Below are 14,798 nucleotides of genomic sequence, written 5' to 3'. Positions count from 1 at the left end.
CGCGTGAGGGGCCCCGACCACGTCCGGTCGGGGCCCCTCACGCGTACGGCACGGACGGCTCAGCCGGTCCAGCAGCGCCTGACGACGCCGCCGTCGACCTCGAAGTTGATCCGGCCCGCCTGGAACTCCATGGTGATGACCGTGCCCGGCGGCAGGGCCCGCACGGTGGACCAGCCGCGCTCCCGGGCCCGCTGCTCGGCGGTCTCTGCGGAGAGCCCCACGTAAGCGCCGGTGGCGTCGTCGGGCTGGGCGGGGGGAGTCGGTAGGGGTGCCATACCTCTCACCGTAGGCGCCCGGCGGCGGAGGCGGTAGCGGGGGCCGCGCGCGGGCACACGGCATCCTCATGTCGCTCACCGGTCACACTTGTGTCACAGGATTCCGACACCCGTTCCCCGCACGCCCTTCACCCGAACGTGCGATTCACAACCGGACGCACAGTAATCGCACAGGCCGGTGAACGATCATCGGACCGGGCTCCGGAAGAGGGGAAAACGAGCGCGATTTCCACCTCGGGGCGAGGTTGAATTCTCTACGGGAAAACGTTCCGCAAAGACGGGCTTCGCCGGTAATTCACCGTCCCTTATCGCACCCTTATCCCGGAGGGCCGACAGACATACCATCGGACGGGCCCACCCGGGGCCACGGGACCGTATAGCGGACAACCCGGTTCCGCGCATTCCGGCACGCGGCCGGGCAGCGGCCCACGCCCCGCGCCTGCCCCGCGCGCGCCCCTCCACACCCGCCCCGGGCGGGCGGCTTTCTCCCTCTTTGTCGGATGATCCCCACCCTCCCGGCGCGCCCGGGCCCGATTCCGTACGGCTTCCCGCGTGACCCCGGCAGCGACTCGCCCGTTGTCATCTCTGAGCCGGGAACCGCCCGGCGCACGTACCGAGTTCGAGGAGCCACCCGTGCCGCGCATGCTCGACGTCAGCGAGGACGTACGCGCCGAGATCGGCGACGCCGAAGCCGACCGGCTGCTCGTCGGCGACAACGCCCCGGGCAGTTACGACTGCACCTCCTGCCGCACCCCCGGCGACTCCGAGCAGGAGCGCACCAGCACGGTGCTCTTCGTCGGCGACGAGACCGCCGTGCTCGCCTTCGCGCACGCCAGCTGCATCCCCTCGCAGGTGGTCCAGGTCGCCGAGGAACAGCTCCAGGGTGCCGTCCGGAGCATCACCGCCGGCGACCGGGGCGAGCCGGAGCGGGTCGTCCCCGAGCAGGCCGTCCTCGGCATCACCAGCGGCCTCGTCCTGATCGACGACGAGCTCCACCCGGCCCTGGTCGTCGAGCCGACCGGCGCGATCGCCCGCCCCGGGACGGACGGCCGGGACGGCGACCAGTTCCTCCAGCTCCTCCTGGAACAGGGCTTCCGGCCGGTCGACCGCATGGAGCAGGTGCCGGAGGTGCTGCACGGCTGGTCGATCCTGCTCGCCATGGGCCAGCTGCACGCCGTGCTCCAGCCCGGTACCGGGGGCGGCACCCCGGTCGCCTGGTGGCAGGCGCACGCGCCGCTCCAGGTCACCGAGGGCTGGCGGACCGCCGCCAACAAGTCCCAGACCGTGCTGGTCTACGCCGCCCCGGCGGGCTCGATCGGCCAGCAGCCCCGCGAGGACCTGCTGCGCGAGGCCCTGGAGAAGGCGTCGGCCGCCGGGCTGCTGGTCGCCGCCGCCATGCCGCTGGCCGGGACCTGACCGTGACCGCGCATCCGGAGCGCCGGCGGCGAACAGTTGTCTGTCCGACGGGTGTTTCCGCGGCGGGCCCGCATCCGACGGCCGACGAGGTCGTTGGCACCTACGTGCACTCATACGACCCCTCCCACCAGCGTCCGAGCCCGATCCCTGCCATGCGTCCCGCGCAGGACCCCTCGGGCGGCCCGTCCCACACCCCGATCTACGACGCGCTGTACTCCGAGTACCGCCGCTCGTTCCGGGCGTTGCCGGGGGACCGGAGCGGCGAGGAGAGTCTGGGCCTCCAGGCGCTCGGCCTCGGCCTCTTCGGCTCGCGCGCCCCGCTGCGCGGCCACTCGGGCCACTCCTCGCCCGGCGGTACGGTGACGGCGCCCGGCGACCGCTCCGGCACGGGCAGCCGCTCCGGGAGCCTCGGCGGCTGGCAGCGGGTGGGCCGCCACGCGGGGCGCGCCCGGCCGGCGGCGCTGCCGCCCGGCTCACGGGACGCCTGACCTCCCGTACGCGACAGCCCCGGACCGCTCGGTCACCGAGCGGTCCGGGGCTGTCGCGTGAGCCTTCGCGCGCCCGGTACGGGACTACTTCTTGCGGCCCCGCTTCTCGCGGACCCGGACCGAGATGTGGATCGGGGTGCCCTCGAAGCCGAACTCCTCGCGCAGGCGGCGCTCCACGAAGCGCCGGTAGCCGTGCTCCAGGAAGCCGGAGGCGAAGAGGACGAAGCGCGGCGGCTTGGTGCCCGCCTGGGTGCCGAACAGGATGCGGGGCTGCTTGCCGCCCCGGACCGGGTGCGGGTGGGCGGCGACGATCTCGCCCAGGAAGGCGTTGAGCCGGCCGGTCGGGACGCGGGTCTCCCAGCCGTCGAGCGCGGTCTCGATCGCCGGGACCAGCTTCTCCATGTGGCGGCCGGTGCGGGCCGAGACGTTGACCCGGGGGGCCCACGCGACCTGCGCGAGCTCCGTCTCGATCTCGCGCTCCAGGTAGTAGCGGCGCTCCTCGTCCAGCGTGTCCCACTTGTTGAAGGCGAGCACGACGGCGCGGCCCGCCTCCACGGCCATGGTCACGATGCGCTGGTCCTGGACGCTGATCGTCTCGCTGGAGTCGATCAGGATGACCGCGACCTCGGCCTTCTCCAGGGCGGCGGCGGTGCGCAGCGACGCGTAGTAGTCCGCGCCCTCCTGGAGGTGGACGCGGCGGCGGATGCCGGCGGTGTCGATGAACTTCCAGGTGACGCCGCCCAGCTCGATGAGCTCGTCCACCGGGTCACGGGTGGTGCCCGCCAGCTCGTTGACGACGACGCGGTCCTCGTTGGCCACCTTGTTCAGCAGCGAGGACTTGCCCACGTTCGGGCGGCCGATGAGCGCGATGCGGCGCGGTCCGCCGGCGGCCGTGCCGAAGGACTGCGGCGGGGCCTCGGGCAGGGCCTCCAGGACAGCGTCCAGCATGTCGCCGGTGCCGCGGCCGTGCAGCGAGGAGACCGGGTGCGGCTCGCCGAGGCCGAGCGACCAGAGGGCGGTGGCGTCCGCCTCGCCGCTCTGCCCGTCGACCTTGTTGGCGCAGAGCACGACGGGCTTGCCGGCCCGGCGCAGCAGCTTGACGACGGCCTCGTCGGTGTCGGTGGCGCCGACGGTGGAGTCCACGACGAAGACCACCGCGTCGGCCGTCTCGATCGCGTACTCCGCCTGGGCGGCGACGGAGGCGTCCAGGCCGAGGACGTCCTGCTCCCAGCCGCCGGTGTCCACGACCTTGAAGCGGCGGCCGGCCCACTCGGCCTCGTAGGTGACGCGGTCGCGGGTGACGCCCGGCTTGTCCTGGACGACGGCCTCGCGGCGGCCGATGATCCGGTTCACCAGGGTCGACTTGCCGACGTTGGGCCGGCCGACGACGGCGAGGACGGGGAGCGGTCCGTGACCGGCCTCGTCCAGCGCGCCCTCGACCTCCTCGGGGTCGAACCCCTCCTGCGCGGCGAGCTCCATGAACTCCGCGTACTCGGCATCGCCAAGCTCCCCGTGCTCGTGGTCCGAGCCGCCGGAGTGAATCTGGTCGTTCATGAAGTCCGTTCCTCTTTGCATCATCATCGATGGACCACGCAGCGCGCGGTCCACTACTCAAGTCTTACCCGGTGCGCCCGGTGAGGCGCCCGGCGTGCTCCAGGTGGCCGGTGAGCCGGGCCTGGATGCGCAGCGTGGCCTCGTCCAGCGCCTTGCGCGTACGCCTGCCTCTGCGATCACCGGCTTCGAAGGGTTCTCCGAAGACGACGTCCACACGGCTGCGCAGCGGCGGCAGTGCCGATATCAACCGTCCGCGGCGCTCGGTGCTTCCCAGGACGGCCACGGGGACGATCGGCGCCCCGCTGCGCACCGCGAAGTACGCGAGCCCGGCGCGCAGCGAGGCGAAGTCTCCGTCGCCCCGGGTGCCCTCGGGGAAGATCCCGAGCACCCCACCGTCCTCCAGCACGCCGAGCGCGCGGGTGATGGCGGTGCGGTCGGCGGTCGTACGGTCCACCTCCAGCTGCCCGATTCCGCGCAGGAACGGGTCCAGGGGGCCGACGAACGCCTCTTTCTTGATCAGGAAGTGGACGGGCCTGGGCGCGGTGCCCATCAGCATCGGCCCGTCGATGTTGTGCGAGTGGTTCACCGCGAGTATGACGGGTCCGGAGGCCGGGACCCGCCAGGCACCGAGGACCCGGGGCCGGAAGAGCCCGTACATCAGCCCGATCCCGATGCCGCGCCCGACCGCCGCACCACGCGGCGAGGGCGCGCTCGTGGTATCGGTCACTTCGCGGCCCGCTTCTCCCCGACGAGGGTGACGACGCACTCGATGACCTGCTGGAGCGTCAGCTCGGTGGTGTCCACCTCGACCGCGTCGGCCGCCTTGGCGAGCGGAGAGGTCTTGCGGCCGGAGTCCGCGGCGTCCCGCTTGATCAGCGCCTCCTTGGTGGCGGCGAGATCGGAGCCCTTGACCTCGCCGCTGCGACGGGCGGCACGGGCCTCCGGCGAGGCGGTGAGGAAGATCTTGATGTCGGCGTCGGGCAGCACGGTGGTGCCGATGTCGCGGCCTTCGACCACGATGCCCCTCTCCGCCTCGGCGGCGATGGTGCGCTGGAGCTCGGTGATCAGGGTGCGCACCTCGGGGACGGCGCTGACGGCGCTGACCTTGGAGGTGACCTCCTGGGTGCGGATCGGACCGGAGGCGTCCTCGCCGTCGACGGTGATCGTCGGGGCGGCCGGGTCGGTGCCGGAGACGATGACGGGCTTGGCGGCGGCGGTCGCGACCTGCGCGGCGTCCTGCACGTCGATGCCGTTGTTCAGCATCCACCAGGTGATGGCGCGGTACTGGGCGCCGGTGTCCAGGTAGCTGAGGCCGAGCTGGGCGGCGACGGCCTTGGAGGTGCTGGACTTGCCGGTGCCGGAGGGGCCGTCGATGGCGACGATCACTGCGGCCGGGGCGGTCCGGACGGCGGCGCTTACGGTTTCCACGGTGGTGGACACCTTCCTGGTGCTCGGGGCGGGCTGGACGGGACGCGTGAACCCGCCCCGCACAAGGTTACCGAGTGCGGGGACGGGTCCGGTCACCCCTGTGGACAAGTGTGCGACCGGCCATGGTCGCACGGTTCCTACTGCCGGATCGACCAGCCCCGCTCGCGGAGGGCCGCGGCCAGGCCGGGGGCGGCGCTGGGCTCGACCATGAGCTGGACGAGACCGGCCTGCTGGCCGCTGGCGTGCTCGATGCGCACGTCCTCGATGTTGACCCCGGACCGGCCCGCGTCGGCGAAGATGGCGGCCAGCTCGCCGGGCCGGTCGCTGATCAGGACGGCGACCGTCTCGTACGCGGCCGGGGCGGCGCCGTGCTTGCCTGGCACCCGGACCCGGCCCGCGTTGCCCCGGCTCAGGACGTCACGGATGCCCTCGGTGCCCGCCCGCCGCTTCTCCTCGTCGTCGGACTGGAGCCTGCGCAGCGCGGTGACCGTCTCCTCCAGGTCGGCGGCGACGCCGGCGAGGACGTCGGCGACGGGACCGGGGTTGGCGGACAGGATCTCCACCCACATGCCCGGGTCGGAGGCCGCGATCCGGGTCACGTCCCTTATCCCCTGCCCGCACAGCCGCACCGCGCTCTCGTCGGCGTCCTGGAGCCGCGCCGCGACCATCGAGGAGATCAGCTGCGGGGTGTGCGAGACGAGCGCGACGGCCCGGTCGTGGGCGTCGGCGTCCATGACGACCGGGACGGCCCGGCACAGCGCGACCAGCTCCAGCGCGAGGTTCAGCACCTCGGTGTCGGTGTCCCGGGTCGGGGTGAGCACCCAGGGCCGCCCCTCGAAGAGGTCGTCGGTCGCGGCGAGCGGCCCGGAGCGCTCCTTGCCGGCCATGGGATGCGAGCCGATGTACGGGGTGAGGTCCGCCCCCAGCGCCTCCAGCTCGCGGCGCGGGCCGCCCTTCACGCTGGCGACGTCGAGGTAGCCGCGGGCCACCCCGTCGCGCATGGCGGCGGCGAGCACGGTCGCGGTGTGGGAGGGCGGCACGGCGACGACCGCCAGGTCGACCCGTCCCTCGGGCGGCTGGTCCGTACCGGCGCCGAGCGCGGCGGCGGTCCTGGCGGACTCGGGGTCGTGGTCGACCAGGTGGACGGTGACGCCCCGGCCCGCGAGGGCGAGGGCCGCGGAGGTCCCGACGAGGCCGGTACCGATGACGACGGCGGTTCTCACTGGGCGATGTCCTTGCGCAGGGCGGCGGTGGCGCCGAGGTAGACGTGGTTGATCTCGGCCTTGGACAGATAGGTCTCGACGTGCGCCAGGATGCGGACCACCCGGGGCATGGCCCCCTCGACGTCCAGCTCCTGGGCGCAGATCAGCGGTACGTCGACGATCCCGATGGAGCGCGCGGCGGCGGCCGGGAAGTCGCTGTGCAGGTCGGTCGTGGCCGTGAACCAGATGCTGATGAGGTCGTCCGCGACGAGCTCGTTGCGTTCGAGCACGGTGATGAGCAGGGCGCCGACCCGCTCGCGCATGTGCCCGGCCTCGTCCCGGTCCAGCTGGACGGCGCCCCGGACCGCTCGTACCGCCACGTCGTGCTCCTTGCTCGTCCGTACCGCTTCCTGCGTATGCGATCAGCGTAGAGGGGCGGGCGGGGTCCGGTGCCCGCCCGCCCTTTTTTATGAGACGCGCCCGCGCCCGTCCCTCGCGTACCCTCCCGGCATGATCACGCCGACCGACGAGGACCTGGTACGCCGCCACACGGTCTACTCCTGTGTGACGGGGTCGCGCGCCTTCGGTCTCGCCACCGAGACCAGCGACACCGACCGGCGGGGCGTGTTCCTGGCACCGACCCCGCTGTTCTGGCGCTTCGAGAAGCCGCCCACGCACATCGAGGGCCCGGCGGACGAGCAGTTCTCCTGGGAGCTGGAACGCTTCTGCGAGCTGGCCCTGCGCGCCAACCCGAACGTGCTGGAGTGCCTGCACTCGCCGCTCGTGGAGCACGTGGACGACACCGGCCGGGAACTGCTCTCCCTGCGCGGCGCCTTCCTCTCCCGCCGGGCGCACGACTCGTTCGTCCGCTATGCCCTGGCCCAGCGCCGCAAGCTGGAGGCGGACGTCCGCCAGTACGGCGCCCCGCGCTGGAAGCACGCGATGCACCTGCTGCGGCTGCTGGGCAGCTGCCGGGATTTGCTGCGCACCGGCGAACTGACGGTCGAGGTGGGCGAGGCCCGCGAAGCCCTCCTGGCGGTCCGGCGCGGCGAGGTCCCGTGGCCGGAGGTCGAGCGCCGCATGACCCGCCTCGCCGCCGAGAACGACGAGGCGGCGGACACCTCCCCGCTGCCTCCCGAGCCGGACCGGGCGCGTGTCGAGGCCTTCCTCGTCCGCACGCGCCGGGCGTCGGCGCTGGCCTCAGCGTCCTGAGAGCCGGGTGCGCACCACGAGGCCGTGAAGCGCGTCGAAGCCGCCCGCCCCGTCCGGAAGCTCCGACGCCTCCTGCGCCGCGTCGAGCACCCCGTGCAGCACCTCGACGTCCCGGCCCACCGCCGCCGCGTCCACGGCGTCCGCTCCCCCGTGCTCGGCTTCCGCCTTGGCCTCGATCAGGCCGGGCAGGTAGCCGGGGGCCTCCACCCGCGCGAGGAGCGCCGGCAGGTGGGCCAGCACCTCACCGCTGCGCATCAGGTGGATTCCGGTGAGCAGCGCCCGGAAGGTGTACAGCAGCGGCTTGAGCTCACCGGTGCGCTCGAAGAGCCGCCACTGGGTGTTGGCGAACCCCCGGTAGTGGTGGGCGTGATGGCGGGTGAGGACCTGCGGGGCGAGGGCCACCAGTTCGGCGTGCAGCGGGGTGGTGTGCACGACCAGCGGCGAGAGCAGCTGCTCCAGCACGTAGCCGTTCGGCTTGAGCATCAGCCGGACGAACTTGCGCAGGTCGTGCGTGACGAGGTCCATCTCCACCCCGTCCCGGTCCCACATCCGCGTGCGGGTCTCCTCGGGCTCCCGGAGCCCCACGAGGTCCTCGGCCGGCAGCAGATGCACCCCGCGCATGTCCACGTCCGAGTCCCGGGACGGGAAGCCGTACAGGTGCGCCCCGGAGACCGTGGCGAACAGCAGCGGGTGGGGTTCACCGGCGAGGACCGGGCCGAGGTCGGTGACCGGGAGACCGGCCTCCTGGAGGAGCGTGGTGTGCGAGGGCATGGCTCAAGCGTCCCAGAGCGCCCCGAGCTCCAGCAGTTCGCCCCGGTACTCGATGCGCTCCGCCCACGCGGCCGGCCAGGCGTCCGGGCCCAGGTGCGCCCCGGCCAGGGCGCCGGTCAGGCAGGCGATGGAGTCCGAGTCGCCCCGGGTGCAGGCGGCGCGGCGCAGGGCGGTGACGGGGTCGTCCGGGAAGAGGAGGAAGCAGTGCAGGGCGGTGGCGAGGGCGTGCTCGGCGATCCAGCCGTCCCCCGTCCGCTCGCAGGGGTCGGTCTCCGGTGAGGGGTCGCGCAGGGCGTCCCGGACGGTCTCCAGCGCGGCCAGGCACTCGTCCCAGCCCCGGCTGATGTACGCCTCGGGCGAGGCGTCGTGCGTGTGGCGCCAGAGGTCGCCGAGCCACCGGTCGAGGTAGCGCTCGCGGTTCTCGTACGCGTACGAGCGGAGTTGGCCGATCAGGCCGAGCGGTTCGGTCCCCCGGGCCAGCAGGTACACCGCACGGGCCGTCAGGTCGGAGGCGGCGAGCGCGGTCGGGTGGCCGTGGGTCAGGGCCGACTGGAGCTGGGCGGCGCCGGAGCGCTGCTCGTCGGTGAGGCCGGGTGCGAGTCCGACGGGCGCGACGCGCATGTTGGCGCCGCAGCCCTTGGAGCCGGTCCGGCTGGCCTCCTGCCAGGCGCGGTCGCCGTCGAGGAGTGCGCAGGCCTCCAGGCAGGTGCGGCCGGGGGCGCGGTTGTTGTCGGGCGAGTGGTACCAGTCGACGTACTCCTCGCGCACCGGGCGGGCCAGCCGGAGCCCGGTGAGCGGCCCCCGGCCCATGGCGGTGCGCAGGCCGCGGCCCAGCGCCAGGGTCATCTGGGTGTCGTCGGTGACGAAGGCCGGCTTCGGCAGCTCCATCTCCCGCCAGGGCCCGCACTTGGCGAGGATCGACGGCACGTCGTTGAACTCGGTGGGGAAGCCCAGCGCGTCGCCGAGCGCGAGCCCGAGCAGCGCGCCGGTCGCGGCCCTCTTCGTACGGGTGGTCGTCATGCCTGCCGTCCTTCCGGTCGCAGGAGCGGGGGGTGGAGTGCGGTGGCGTCGCCCGCGCGGTAGAGGGCGGCCGGTTTGCCCCGGCCGCCGGTGCGGCGCGGGGCGCCCTCCGCGGGCTGTACGAAGCCCGGTGTGGCGAGGACCTTGCGGCGGAAGTTGGGGCGGTCCAGCTCGACGCCCCAGACCGTCTCGTAGACCTGTTGCAGCTCGCCCAGGGTGAAGTGCGGCGGGCAGAACGCGGTGGCCAGGCAGGTGTACTCCAGCTTTGCGCCGACGCGGTTGCGGGCGTCCGCGAGGATGTGGTCGTGGTCGAAGGCGAGGGGGCCCGTCCGGGCCGCGTCCCACCAGCGCGCGCCCGCCGCGTCGCCGCCGCCGCGCGGCTCGGGGAGGTCCGGGACGAGGGCGGTGTGGGCGACGGAGACGACGCGCATCCGGGGGTCGCGGTCCGGGTCGCTGTAGGTGCGCAGCTGTTCCAGGTGGAGGCCGGAGACGGTGTCCTCGCTCAGCCCGGTCTCCTCGGCCAGCTCGCGGCGGGCGGCGGCCCCGGCGGACTCCCAGGGCAGCAGGAAGCCGCCGGGGAGCGCCCAGTGGCCCTTGTACGGCTCCTCGCCGCGCTCGACCAGCAGGACGTGCAGCCGGGACTCGCGGACCGTGAAGACCGCCAGGTCCACGGTGACCGCGAACGGCTCGAAGGCGCTCGGATCGTAGTCCTCGGGGGCGGCGGCGCTCATCGGCGCTCCGGGAGGGGCGCGGCGAAGTCCCAGCCCTCGGCGAGCAGCGCGTCGACGGCCTCGACCGCACGGGCGAGGCGCGCCTCGGGGCTGCCGGTCAGCTCGATGAAGGGCCGGCCGGTACGGGTGAGCTCGGCCCGGAACCGCTCGGTCATCCAGGGCCGCAGCTCCTCGCCGTCGCGCAGCCCGTCGTCCTCGAAGGCGACGCCCTCGTGGCGGGTGAGCAGCCACAGGTGGTGGCGGGTCCGGTCCGCGACGCGCTCGACGAGGGGGTTGCGCCCGCCCACGTACCGCTCGTGCCAGACGGTCGTCGCGAAGGAGTCCGTGTCGCAGACGAGCACCGGCGAGCCGGTGCGGGCGGCCGCCTCCTCCCGGGCGTTCTGGACCTCGGCGATGTGCGGGAAGTCGTGGGTGGAGAGGGTGACGTCCTCCCACTGGGCCCTGGGCCACCGCTCGCGCAACTCGGCCAGCTTCCGCTCGCTGAATTCGCGCCCGTACTCGGCCACGTACCCCGTGTGCGCCCAGACCCCGCCGCGCTGCCGGTAGTGGGCGGCGAGCGCCCGGGCCAGCGTGGTGGTGCCGGTGGACTCGGCGCCGAGGACGACGACGCGGCGGGCGAGCGCGGCCCGCACCGGCGCTTCGAGGAAGCCCCAGCAGCCGGCCGGGTCCGCGCGGACGGCGGTGCCGGAGACGGGGTGGGCGGTGCGGTCGGGGTCGACGCAGACGGACTCGGCGCCGAAGCGGCGGGCCAGTTCGTCCCCGTACGACTCCGAGGTGAAGACGGCGTCCACCCGCTCGGGCACCGCGGCGGTGAAGACGGCCATGTGGGCGTCCCAGATCGCCGGGTCGTGCAGGTCCATGCGGGTGTCGTCGACGGCGCCGACCACCGTGACGTCGGGGTGCGCCTGCCGCATCCAGTCGACCCGGTCGGCGAGCGGGACGGACTCCACCGACGCGGCGCAGACCAGGACGGTCAGCCGTTCGCAGCGGGCGGCGGCGGTGCGGACGAGGTGGTGGTGGCCGGCGTGCGGCGGGTAGAACTTGCCGAGCACGAGCCCGTGCGGGTAGCGCTTCATGCGAGGGTCTCCGCGGGTCGCGGGGCGGACGGGGCGAGGTCGCGGCGCCAGTTGCGCAGGCCGATCAGGCACAGCGTGAGGAAGCCGGCGTACAGCAGCGAGGTCAGGTACAGCTCCTTGTACGCGTACAGCGGGATGTACACGAGGTCGGCGGCGATCCACAGCCACCAGGACTCGACCAGCTTGCGGCACTGCCCGTAGGTCGCCGCGAGCGACAGCGCGGTCGTGAGCGCGTCCCAGAACGGAACGGTCGAGTCGGTCGCCCGGTCGAGCAGGACGGTCAGCGCCACGGCCCCCACCGCCCCCGCCGCGAGCAGCGCGGTCCACTCGGTGCGCGTGGTGCGCCGCACCGGCAGGTCCGTCCCTGGTCCACCCCCGTGGGTCCAGGTCCACCAGCCGTAGGCGGCGAGGGCGATGAAGACGATCTGGAGTCCGGCGTCGGCGTACAGGCCGGACTGGGTGAACAGCAGGATGAAGAACAGGTTGTTGGCGATGCCGATCGGCCAGTTGGCGAGGTGCTGGCGGGCCACGAGCCAGACGCACAGCGCGCCGCTGCCGAAGCCCAGCACCTCGGTCCAGCTGACCGGCGTGTCCAGGACCGTCACCAGGGGCTGTTGCAGGGGATCGAGTATGTCCGCGAGACTCACGCCCGCCTCCTTAATAGTCACTGTGACTATAAAGGTTCGGCCGGGCATGCGAAAGGCCCGCGGCCGGTTCCTCTCCGGGACATTCCGGGGAACCGGCCGCGGGCCTCGTGCGTGGCGGGGGGCGGCTACAGGCCGACCTCGCGCATCAGCATGCCCACCTCGGTGTTGGTGAGCCGGCGCAGCCAGCCCGACTTCTGGTCGCCCAGCGCGATCGGGCCGAAGCCGGTGCGCACCAGCCGGTCGACGGGGAAGCCCGCCTCGGCCAGCATGCGGCGCACGATGTGCTTGCGGCCCTCGTGCAGGGTCACCTCGACCAGGTAGTTCTTGCCGGTGTTCTCCACCACGCGGAAGTGGTCGGCGCGGGCGTACCCGTCCTCCAGCTGGATGCCGTCCTTGAGCCGCTTGCCCAGGTCGCGCGGGAGGGGGCCCTGGATGGCCGCCAGGTACGTCTTCTTCACGCCGTACCGGGGGTGGGTGAGACGGTGGGCCAGCTCGCCGTGGTTGGTGAGCATGATGATGCCCTCGGTCTCGGTGTCCAGCCGGCCGACGTGGAAGAGCCGCGTCTCGCGGTTGGTGACGTAGTCGCCGAGGCACTGGCGCCCGTCCGGGTCCTCCATGGAGGCGACGACTCCGGCCGGCTTGTTCAGCGCGAAGAACAGGTAGGACTGGGTGGCGACGGTCAGCCCGTCGACCTTGATCTCGTCCTTGTGCACGTCGACGCGCATGCCCTGCTCGACGACGATCTCGCCGTTGACCTCGACCCTGCTCTGCTCGATCAGCTCCTCGCAGGCGCGGCGCGAGCCCATGCCGGCCCGGGCCAGGACCTTCTGCAGCCGCTCGCCCTCCTGCTCGGCGCCCGGGTGCGTCTTGGGGGTCTTGATCTCGGGCTTGTTCGCGTACCGCTCGCGGTTGCGCTGCTCGATCTTGGCGTCGAGCTCGCGCGGGCGCGCCGGGGCGCCGTACGGGCCGCGCCGGGCGCCGCCCTTCGCGCCGCCGCCCTGCGGGCTCTTCGGACCGCCCTTGGCCCCGCCCCGGGCCGCGGCGCCGCGGCCCTTGCGGACTCCGCCGCCGGTGCCGGGCTTGTCGGAGCCCACGTCGTAGCGGCGCTCCTCGGGCCTGGGCTTGCGAGGGCGCTCCTCGTTCCGGCGGTCGTCGCGCTCCGAGCGGGGGGTCCGCGCGTTCGGGTTGCTGTTCCTGCCGGTGCCGCTGTTGTTCCGGCCGCCGCTCCAGCCCCCGCCGCTGCCGCCGCTCCTGCCGCCGCCGCTACCGCTGTTCCTGCCACTGCTTCGCATCAAAAGTCCGTCTTGTCGTCTGCGTGAGTTTCCGGGGTGTCCGGTGCGTCCGGATCGAACGACGGCACACCCTCTGGCGTCTCGGCCTCGATCGCGTCCGCCTCGGGGAGGAAGGGCGCGAGCTCCGGGAGCTCATCCAGGCCACGCAGGCCCATCCGCTCCAGAAAGTAGTTCGTCGTCCTGTACAGGATCGCACCTGTTTCGGGTTCCGTGCCCGCCTCCTCGACCAGGCCCCTCTGGAGGAGGGTCCGCATGACCCCGTCGCAGTTCACCCCGCGCACCGCCGAGACCCGCGACCGGCTCACCGGCTGCCGGTACGCGACCACCGCCAGGGTCTCCAGCGCCGCCTGGGTCAGCCGGGCGTGCTGGCCGTCCAGGACGAAGCCCTCGACCGCCGCCGCGTACTCGGGGCGGGTGTAGAACCGCCAGCCGCCCGCGACGAGCCGCAGGTCGAAGCCGCGCCGCTGCACGGTGTACTCGTCGGCCAGCTCCCGCAGCGCGGCGGCCACGGCCCGCCGGGGGCGCTCCAGCACCTTGGCGAGGTGCTCCTCGGTGGCGGGCTCGTCCACGACCATGAGGACGGCCTCCAGGGCGGGCTTGAGGGCGAGGTCCGCGACCGGGGAGCCGGTGGGGTCCGTCATGGCGTCTCCTCGGGGGGTGCGGAGGCGTCCGTGGCCTCCTGGTCGAATTCGTCCGTCACGACCGGCTCGGCCCCCGCCTCGCCTGCCCAGCGCACCACCAGCTCGCCGAGCGCCACGTCCTGGTCCAGCGCGACGGCCTTCTCCCGGTACAGCTCCAGCAGGGCGAGGAAGCGGGCGACGACGGTGAGGGTGTCCGGCGCGTCCTCGGTCAGCGCCCGGAAGCTGAGCTCGCCCGCCTCGCGGACCCGGGCGACCACGATGCCCGCCTGCTCGCGCACGCTGACCAGCGGGGCGTGGATGTGGTCGACGTACACCTGCGGCGCGGGCTTCGGCTGCATCGCCTTCACGGCCAGCCGGGCGAAGCCCTCGGCGCCGATGCTGATGACGACGTCCGGCAGCAGCTCGGCGTGGTGCGGTTCGAGGCCGACGGTACGCGGGAAGCGGCGGCCCTCCGATTCGAGCCGGCCACTGAAGATGTCGGCGACCCGCTTGTACGCGCGGTACTGGAGGAGCCGCGCGAAGAGCAGGTCCCTGGCTTCCAGGAGCGCGAGGTCCGCCTCGTCCTCCACCTCGGCCGCGGGGAGCAGCCGGGCGGCCTTCAGGTCGAGGAGGGTCGCGGCGACCACCAGGAACTCGGTGGTCTGGTCCAGGTCCCAGTCGGGGCCCATCGCCCGGATGTGGGCCATGAACTCGTCGGTGACCTTGGACAGGGCGACCTCGGTCACATCCAGCTTGTGCTTGGAGATCAGCTGGAGGAGCAGGTCGAAGGGGCCCTCGAAGTTCGCGAGCCGCACGGTGAACCGGCCGTCGTCGGCCGAGGCCGGTGCTTCGGGGGGCGGTGCTTCGGGGCCCGGCGTTCCGGAGGCCGGCGCTTCGGGGGCCGCTTCGGGCTCGGGTGCGCCGGCCGGGGCCGGCGTCTCCACCGGCAGGCCCCCCGCCCCCGGCCCGCGCCCCAGGGGGCGGCGGGCGGTGCGGGCGGGCTCGTCGGGTGTCGGCATGGAGGTCCAGGGTGCGCGGGCGGGCTACGGCGGCGGGCGGCGGCCCG

Annotated in this window: 17 protein-coding genes; 3 read left to right on the top strand and 14 right to left on the bottom strand. The window is 73.4% G+C overall.

The features are described from left to right. Window positions 1–59 precede the first annotated feature (59 nt). On the bottom strand, window positions 60–275 hold the full coding sequence (locus tag ACFUJY_RS08855) for an I78 family peptidase inhibitor (protein ID WP_383296595.1): 216 nt from the start codon (window positions 273–275) through the stop codon (window positions 60–62). A gap of 633 nt (window positions 276–908) precedes the next feature. Between ACFUJY_RS08855 and ACFUJY_RS08850 the strand changes: the two genes are divergently transcribed. Beyond that, a complete protein-coding gene (locus ACFUJY_RS08850; RefSeq protein ID WP_383296593.1) occupies window positions 909–1,691 on the top strand; it encodes a hypothetical protein in 783 nt (260 codons plus the stop codon). Window positions 1,692–1,843: 152 nt separating this feature from the next. Then, a complete protein-coding gene (locus ACFUJY_RS08845; protein ID WP_383296590.1) occupies window positions 1,844–2,179 on the top strand; it encodes a hypothetical protein in 336 nt (111 codons plus the stop codon). A gap of 84 nt (window positions 2,180–2,263) precedes the next feature. Here the strand turns inward: ACFUJY_RS08845 and der are convergent, their stop codons facing one another. The 5 genes from der to aroH all read right to left on the bottom strand — a co-directional run bounded on the left by der (window position 2,264) and on the right by aroH (window position 6,743). After that, window positions 2,264–3,733 carry a ribosome biogenesis GTPase Der gene (gene der / locus ACFUJY_RS08840; protein ID WP_383296587.1) on the bottom strand — a complete coding sequence of 490 codons (1,470 nt, stop codon included), beginning with the start codon at window positions 3,731–3,733 and terminating at the stop codon, window positions 2,264–2,266. 64 nt (window positions 3,734–3,797) lie between these two features. Then, window positions 3,798–4,460, bottom strand: coding sequence for a lysophospholipid acyltransferase family protein (locus tag ACFUJY_RS08835; protein WP_383296584.1), 663 nt, complete (start codon window positions 4,458–4,460; stop codon window positions 3,798–3,800). Further along, window positions 4,457–5,173 (bottom strand): (d)CMP kinase, encoded by a 717-nt coding sequence (gene cmk, locus ACFUJY_RS08830; protein WP_383296582.1) that lies wholly within the window; start codon window positions 5,171–5,173, stop codon window positions 4,457–4,459. Before cmk ends, ACFUJY_RS08835 begins: the two co-directional genes overlap by 4 nt. 125 nt (window positions 5,174–5,298) lie before the next feature. After that, window positions 5,299–6,384, bottom strand: coding sequence for a prephenate dehydrogenase (locus ACFUJY_RS08825; RefSeq protein ID WP_383296579.1), 1,086 nt, complete (start codon window positions 6,382–6,384; stop codon window positions 5,299–5,301). After that, a complete protein-coding gene (aroH, locus tag ACFUJY_RS08820; RefSeq protein ID WP_383296576.1) occupies window positions 6,381–6,743 on the bottom strand; it encodes a chorismate mutase in 363 nt (120 codons plus the stop codon). Before aroH ends, ACFUJY_RS08825 begins: the two co-directional genes overlap by 4 nt. Window positions 6,744–6,873: 130 nt before the next feature. Between aroH and ACFUJY_RS08815 the strand changes: the two genes are divergently transcribed. Then, window positions 6,874–7,575, top strand: a complete 702-nt coding sequence (locus ACFUJY_RS08815; RefSeq protein ID WP_383296574.1) for a DNA polymerase beta superfamily protein — start codon at window positions 6,874–6,876, stop codon at window positions 7,573–7,575. Here the strand turns inward: ACFUJY_RS08815 and ACFUJY_RS08810 are convergent. The 8 genes from ACFUJY_RS08810 to ACFUJY_RS08775 form a co-directional block, all read right to left on the bottom strand. Continuing rightward, complete coding sequence (locus ACFUJY_RS08810; protein WP_383296572.1) at window positions 7,564–8,346, bottom strand: DNA polymerase beta superfamily protein; 783 nt, start codon at window positions 8,344–8,346, stop codon at window positions 7,564–7,566. The two genes, ACFUJY_RS08815 and ACFUJY_RS08810, sit on opposite strands and share 12 nt — an antisense overlap. Window positions 8,347–8,349: 3 nt before the next feature. After that, on the bottom strand, window positions 8,350–9,366 hold the full coding sequence (locus tag ACFUJY_RS08805; protein WP_383296571.1) for an ADP-ribosylglycohydrolase family protein: 1,017 nt from the start codon (window positions 9,364–9,366) through the stop codon (window positions 8,350–8,352). Then, window positions 9,363–10,097, bottom strand: coding sequence for an NUDIX domain-containing protein (locus ACFUJY_RS08800; RefSeq protein ID WP_383296568.1), 735 nt, complete (start codon window positions 10,095–10,097; stop codon window positions 9,363–9,365). The genes ACFUJY_RS08805 and ACFUJY_RS08800 overlap by 4 nt, the downstream gene beginning before the upstream one ends. Continuing rightward, a complete protein-coding gene (locus ACFUJY_RS08795; protein WP_383296565.1) occupies window positions 10,094–11,173 on the bottom strand; it encodes an AAA family ATPase in 1,080 nt (359 codons plus the stop codon). The genes ACFUJY_RS08800 and ACFUJY_RS08795 overlap by 4 nt, the downstream gene beginning before the upstream one ends. Next, the gene (pnuC, locus tag ACFUJY_RS08790) at window positions 11,170–11,820 is read right to left on the bottom strand and encodes a nicotinamide riboside transporter PnuC (protein ID WP_383296564.1); all 651 of its coding nucleotides are present in this window, start codon (window positions 11,818–11,820) and stop codon (window positions 11,170–11,172) included. Before pnuC ends, ACFUJY_RS08795 begins: the two co-directional genes overlap by 4 nt. 125 nt (window positions 11,821–11,945) lie before the next feature. Continuing rightward, window positions 11,946–13,112, bottom strand: coding sequence for a pseudouridine synthase (locus ACFUJY_RS08785; protein ID WP_383296562.1), 1,167 nt, complete (start codon window positions 13,110–13,112; stop codon window positions 11,946–11,948). Beyond that, the gene (gene scpB / locus ACFUJY_RS08780) at window positions 13,112–13,753 is read right to left on the bottom strand and encodes an SMC-Scp complex subunit ScpB (protein WP_383296559.1); all 642 of its coding nucleotides are present in this window, start codon (window positions 13,751–13,753) and stop codon (window positions 13,112–13,114) included. The genes ACFUJY_RS08785 and scpB overlap by 1 nt, the downstream gene beginning before the upstream one ends. Continuing rightward, window positions 13,750–14,751: a segregation and condensation protein A gene (locus ACFUJY_RS08775; RefSeq protein ID WP_383296556.1), complete on the bottom strand. Its 1,002-nt coding sequence runs from the start codon at window positions 14,749–14,751 to the stop codon at window positions 13,750–13,752. The genes scpB and ACFUJY_RS08775 overlap by 4 nt, the downstream gene beginning before the upstream one ends. Window positions 14,752–14,798: the final 47 nt, after the last annotated feature.

Source organism: Streptomyces sp. NPDC057249 (genome assembly GCF_042669245.1).
Lineage (GTDB): Bacteria > Actinomycetota > Actinomycetes > Streptomycetales > Streptomycetaceae > Streptomyces.
This window is presented reverse-complemented; position numbering and strand designations above follow the sequence as displayed.

What these genes read in the sequence shown, in the direction of transcription:
- ACFUJY_RS08855 (WP_383296595.1), bottom strand. Translation starts at nt 275, where the DNA reads ATGGCACCCCTACCGACTCCCCCCGCCCAGCCCGACGACGCCACCGGC.
- ACFUJY_RS08845 (WP_383296590.1), top strand. Translation starts at nt 1,844, where the DNA reads ATGCGTCCCGCGCAGGACCCCTCGGGCGGCCCGTCCCACACCCCGATC.
- der (WP_383296587.1), bottom strand. Translation starts at nt 3,733, where the DNA reads ATGAACGACCAGATTCACTCCGGCGGCTCGGACCACGAGCACGGGGAG.
- ACFUJY_RS08815 (WP_383296574.1), top strand. Translation starts at nt 6,874, where the DNA reads ATGATCACGCCGACCGACGAGGACCTGGTACGCCGCCACACGGTCTAC.
- ACFUJY_RS08810 (WP_383296572.1), bottom strand. Translation starts at nt 8,346, where the DNA reads ATGCCCTCGCACACCACGCTCCTCCAGGAGGCCGGTCTCCCGGTCACC.
- ACFUJY_RS08805 (WP_383296571.1), bottom strand. Translation starts at nt 9,366, where the DNA reads ATGACGACCACCCGTACGAAGAGGGCCGCGACCGGCGCGCTGCTCGGG.
- ACFUJY_RS08800 (WP_383296568.1), bottom strand. Translation starts at nt 10,097, where the DNA reads ATGAGCGCCGCCGCCCCCGAGGACTACGATCCGAGCGCCTTCGAGCCG.
- ACFUJY_RS08795 (WP_383296565.1), bottom strand. Translation starts at nt 11,173, where the DNA reads ATGAAGCGCTACCCGCACGGGCTCGTGCTCGGCAAGTTCTACCCGCCG.
- ACFUJY_RS08785 (WP_383296562.1), bottom strand. Translation starts at nt 13,112, where the DNA reads ATGCGAAGCAGTGGCAGGAACAGCGGTAGCGGCGGCGGCAGGAGCGGC.
- scpB (WP_383296559.1), bottom strand. Translation starts at nt 13,753, where the DNA reads ATGACGGACCCCACCGGCTCCCCGGTCGCGGACCTCGCCCTCAAGCCC.
- ACFUJY_RS08775 (WP_383296556.1), bottom strand. Translation starts at nt 14,751, where the DNA reads ATGCCGACACCCGACGAGCCCGCCCGCACCGCCCGCCGCCCCCTGGGG.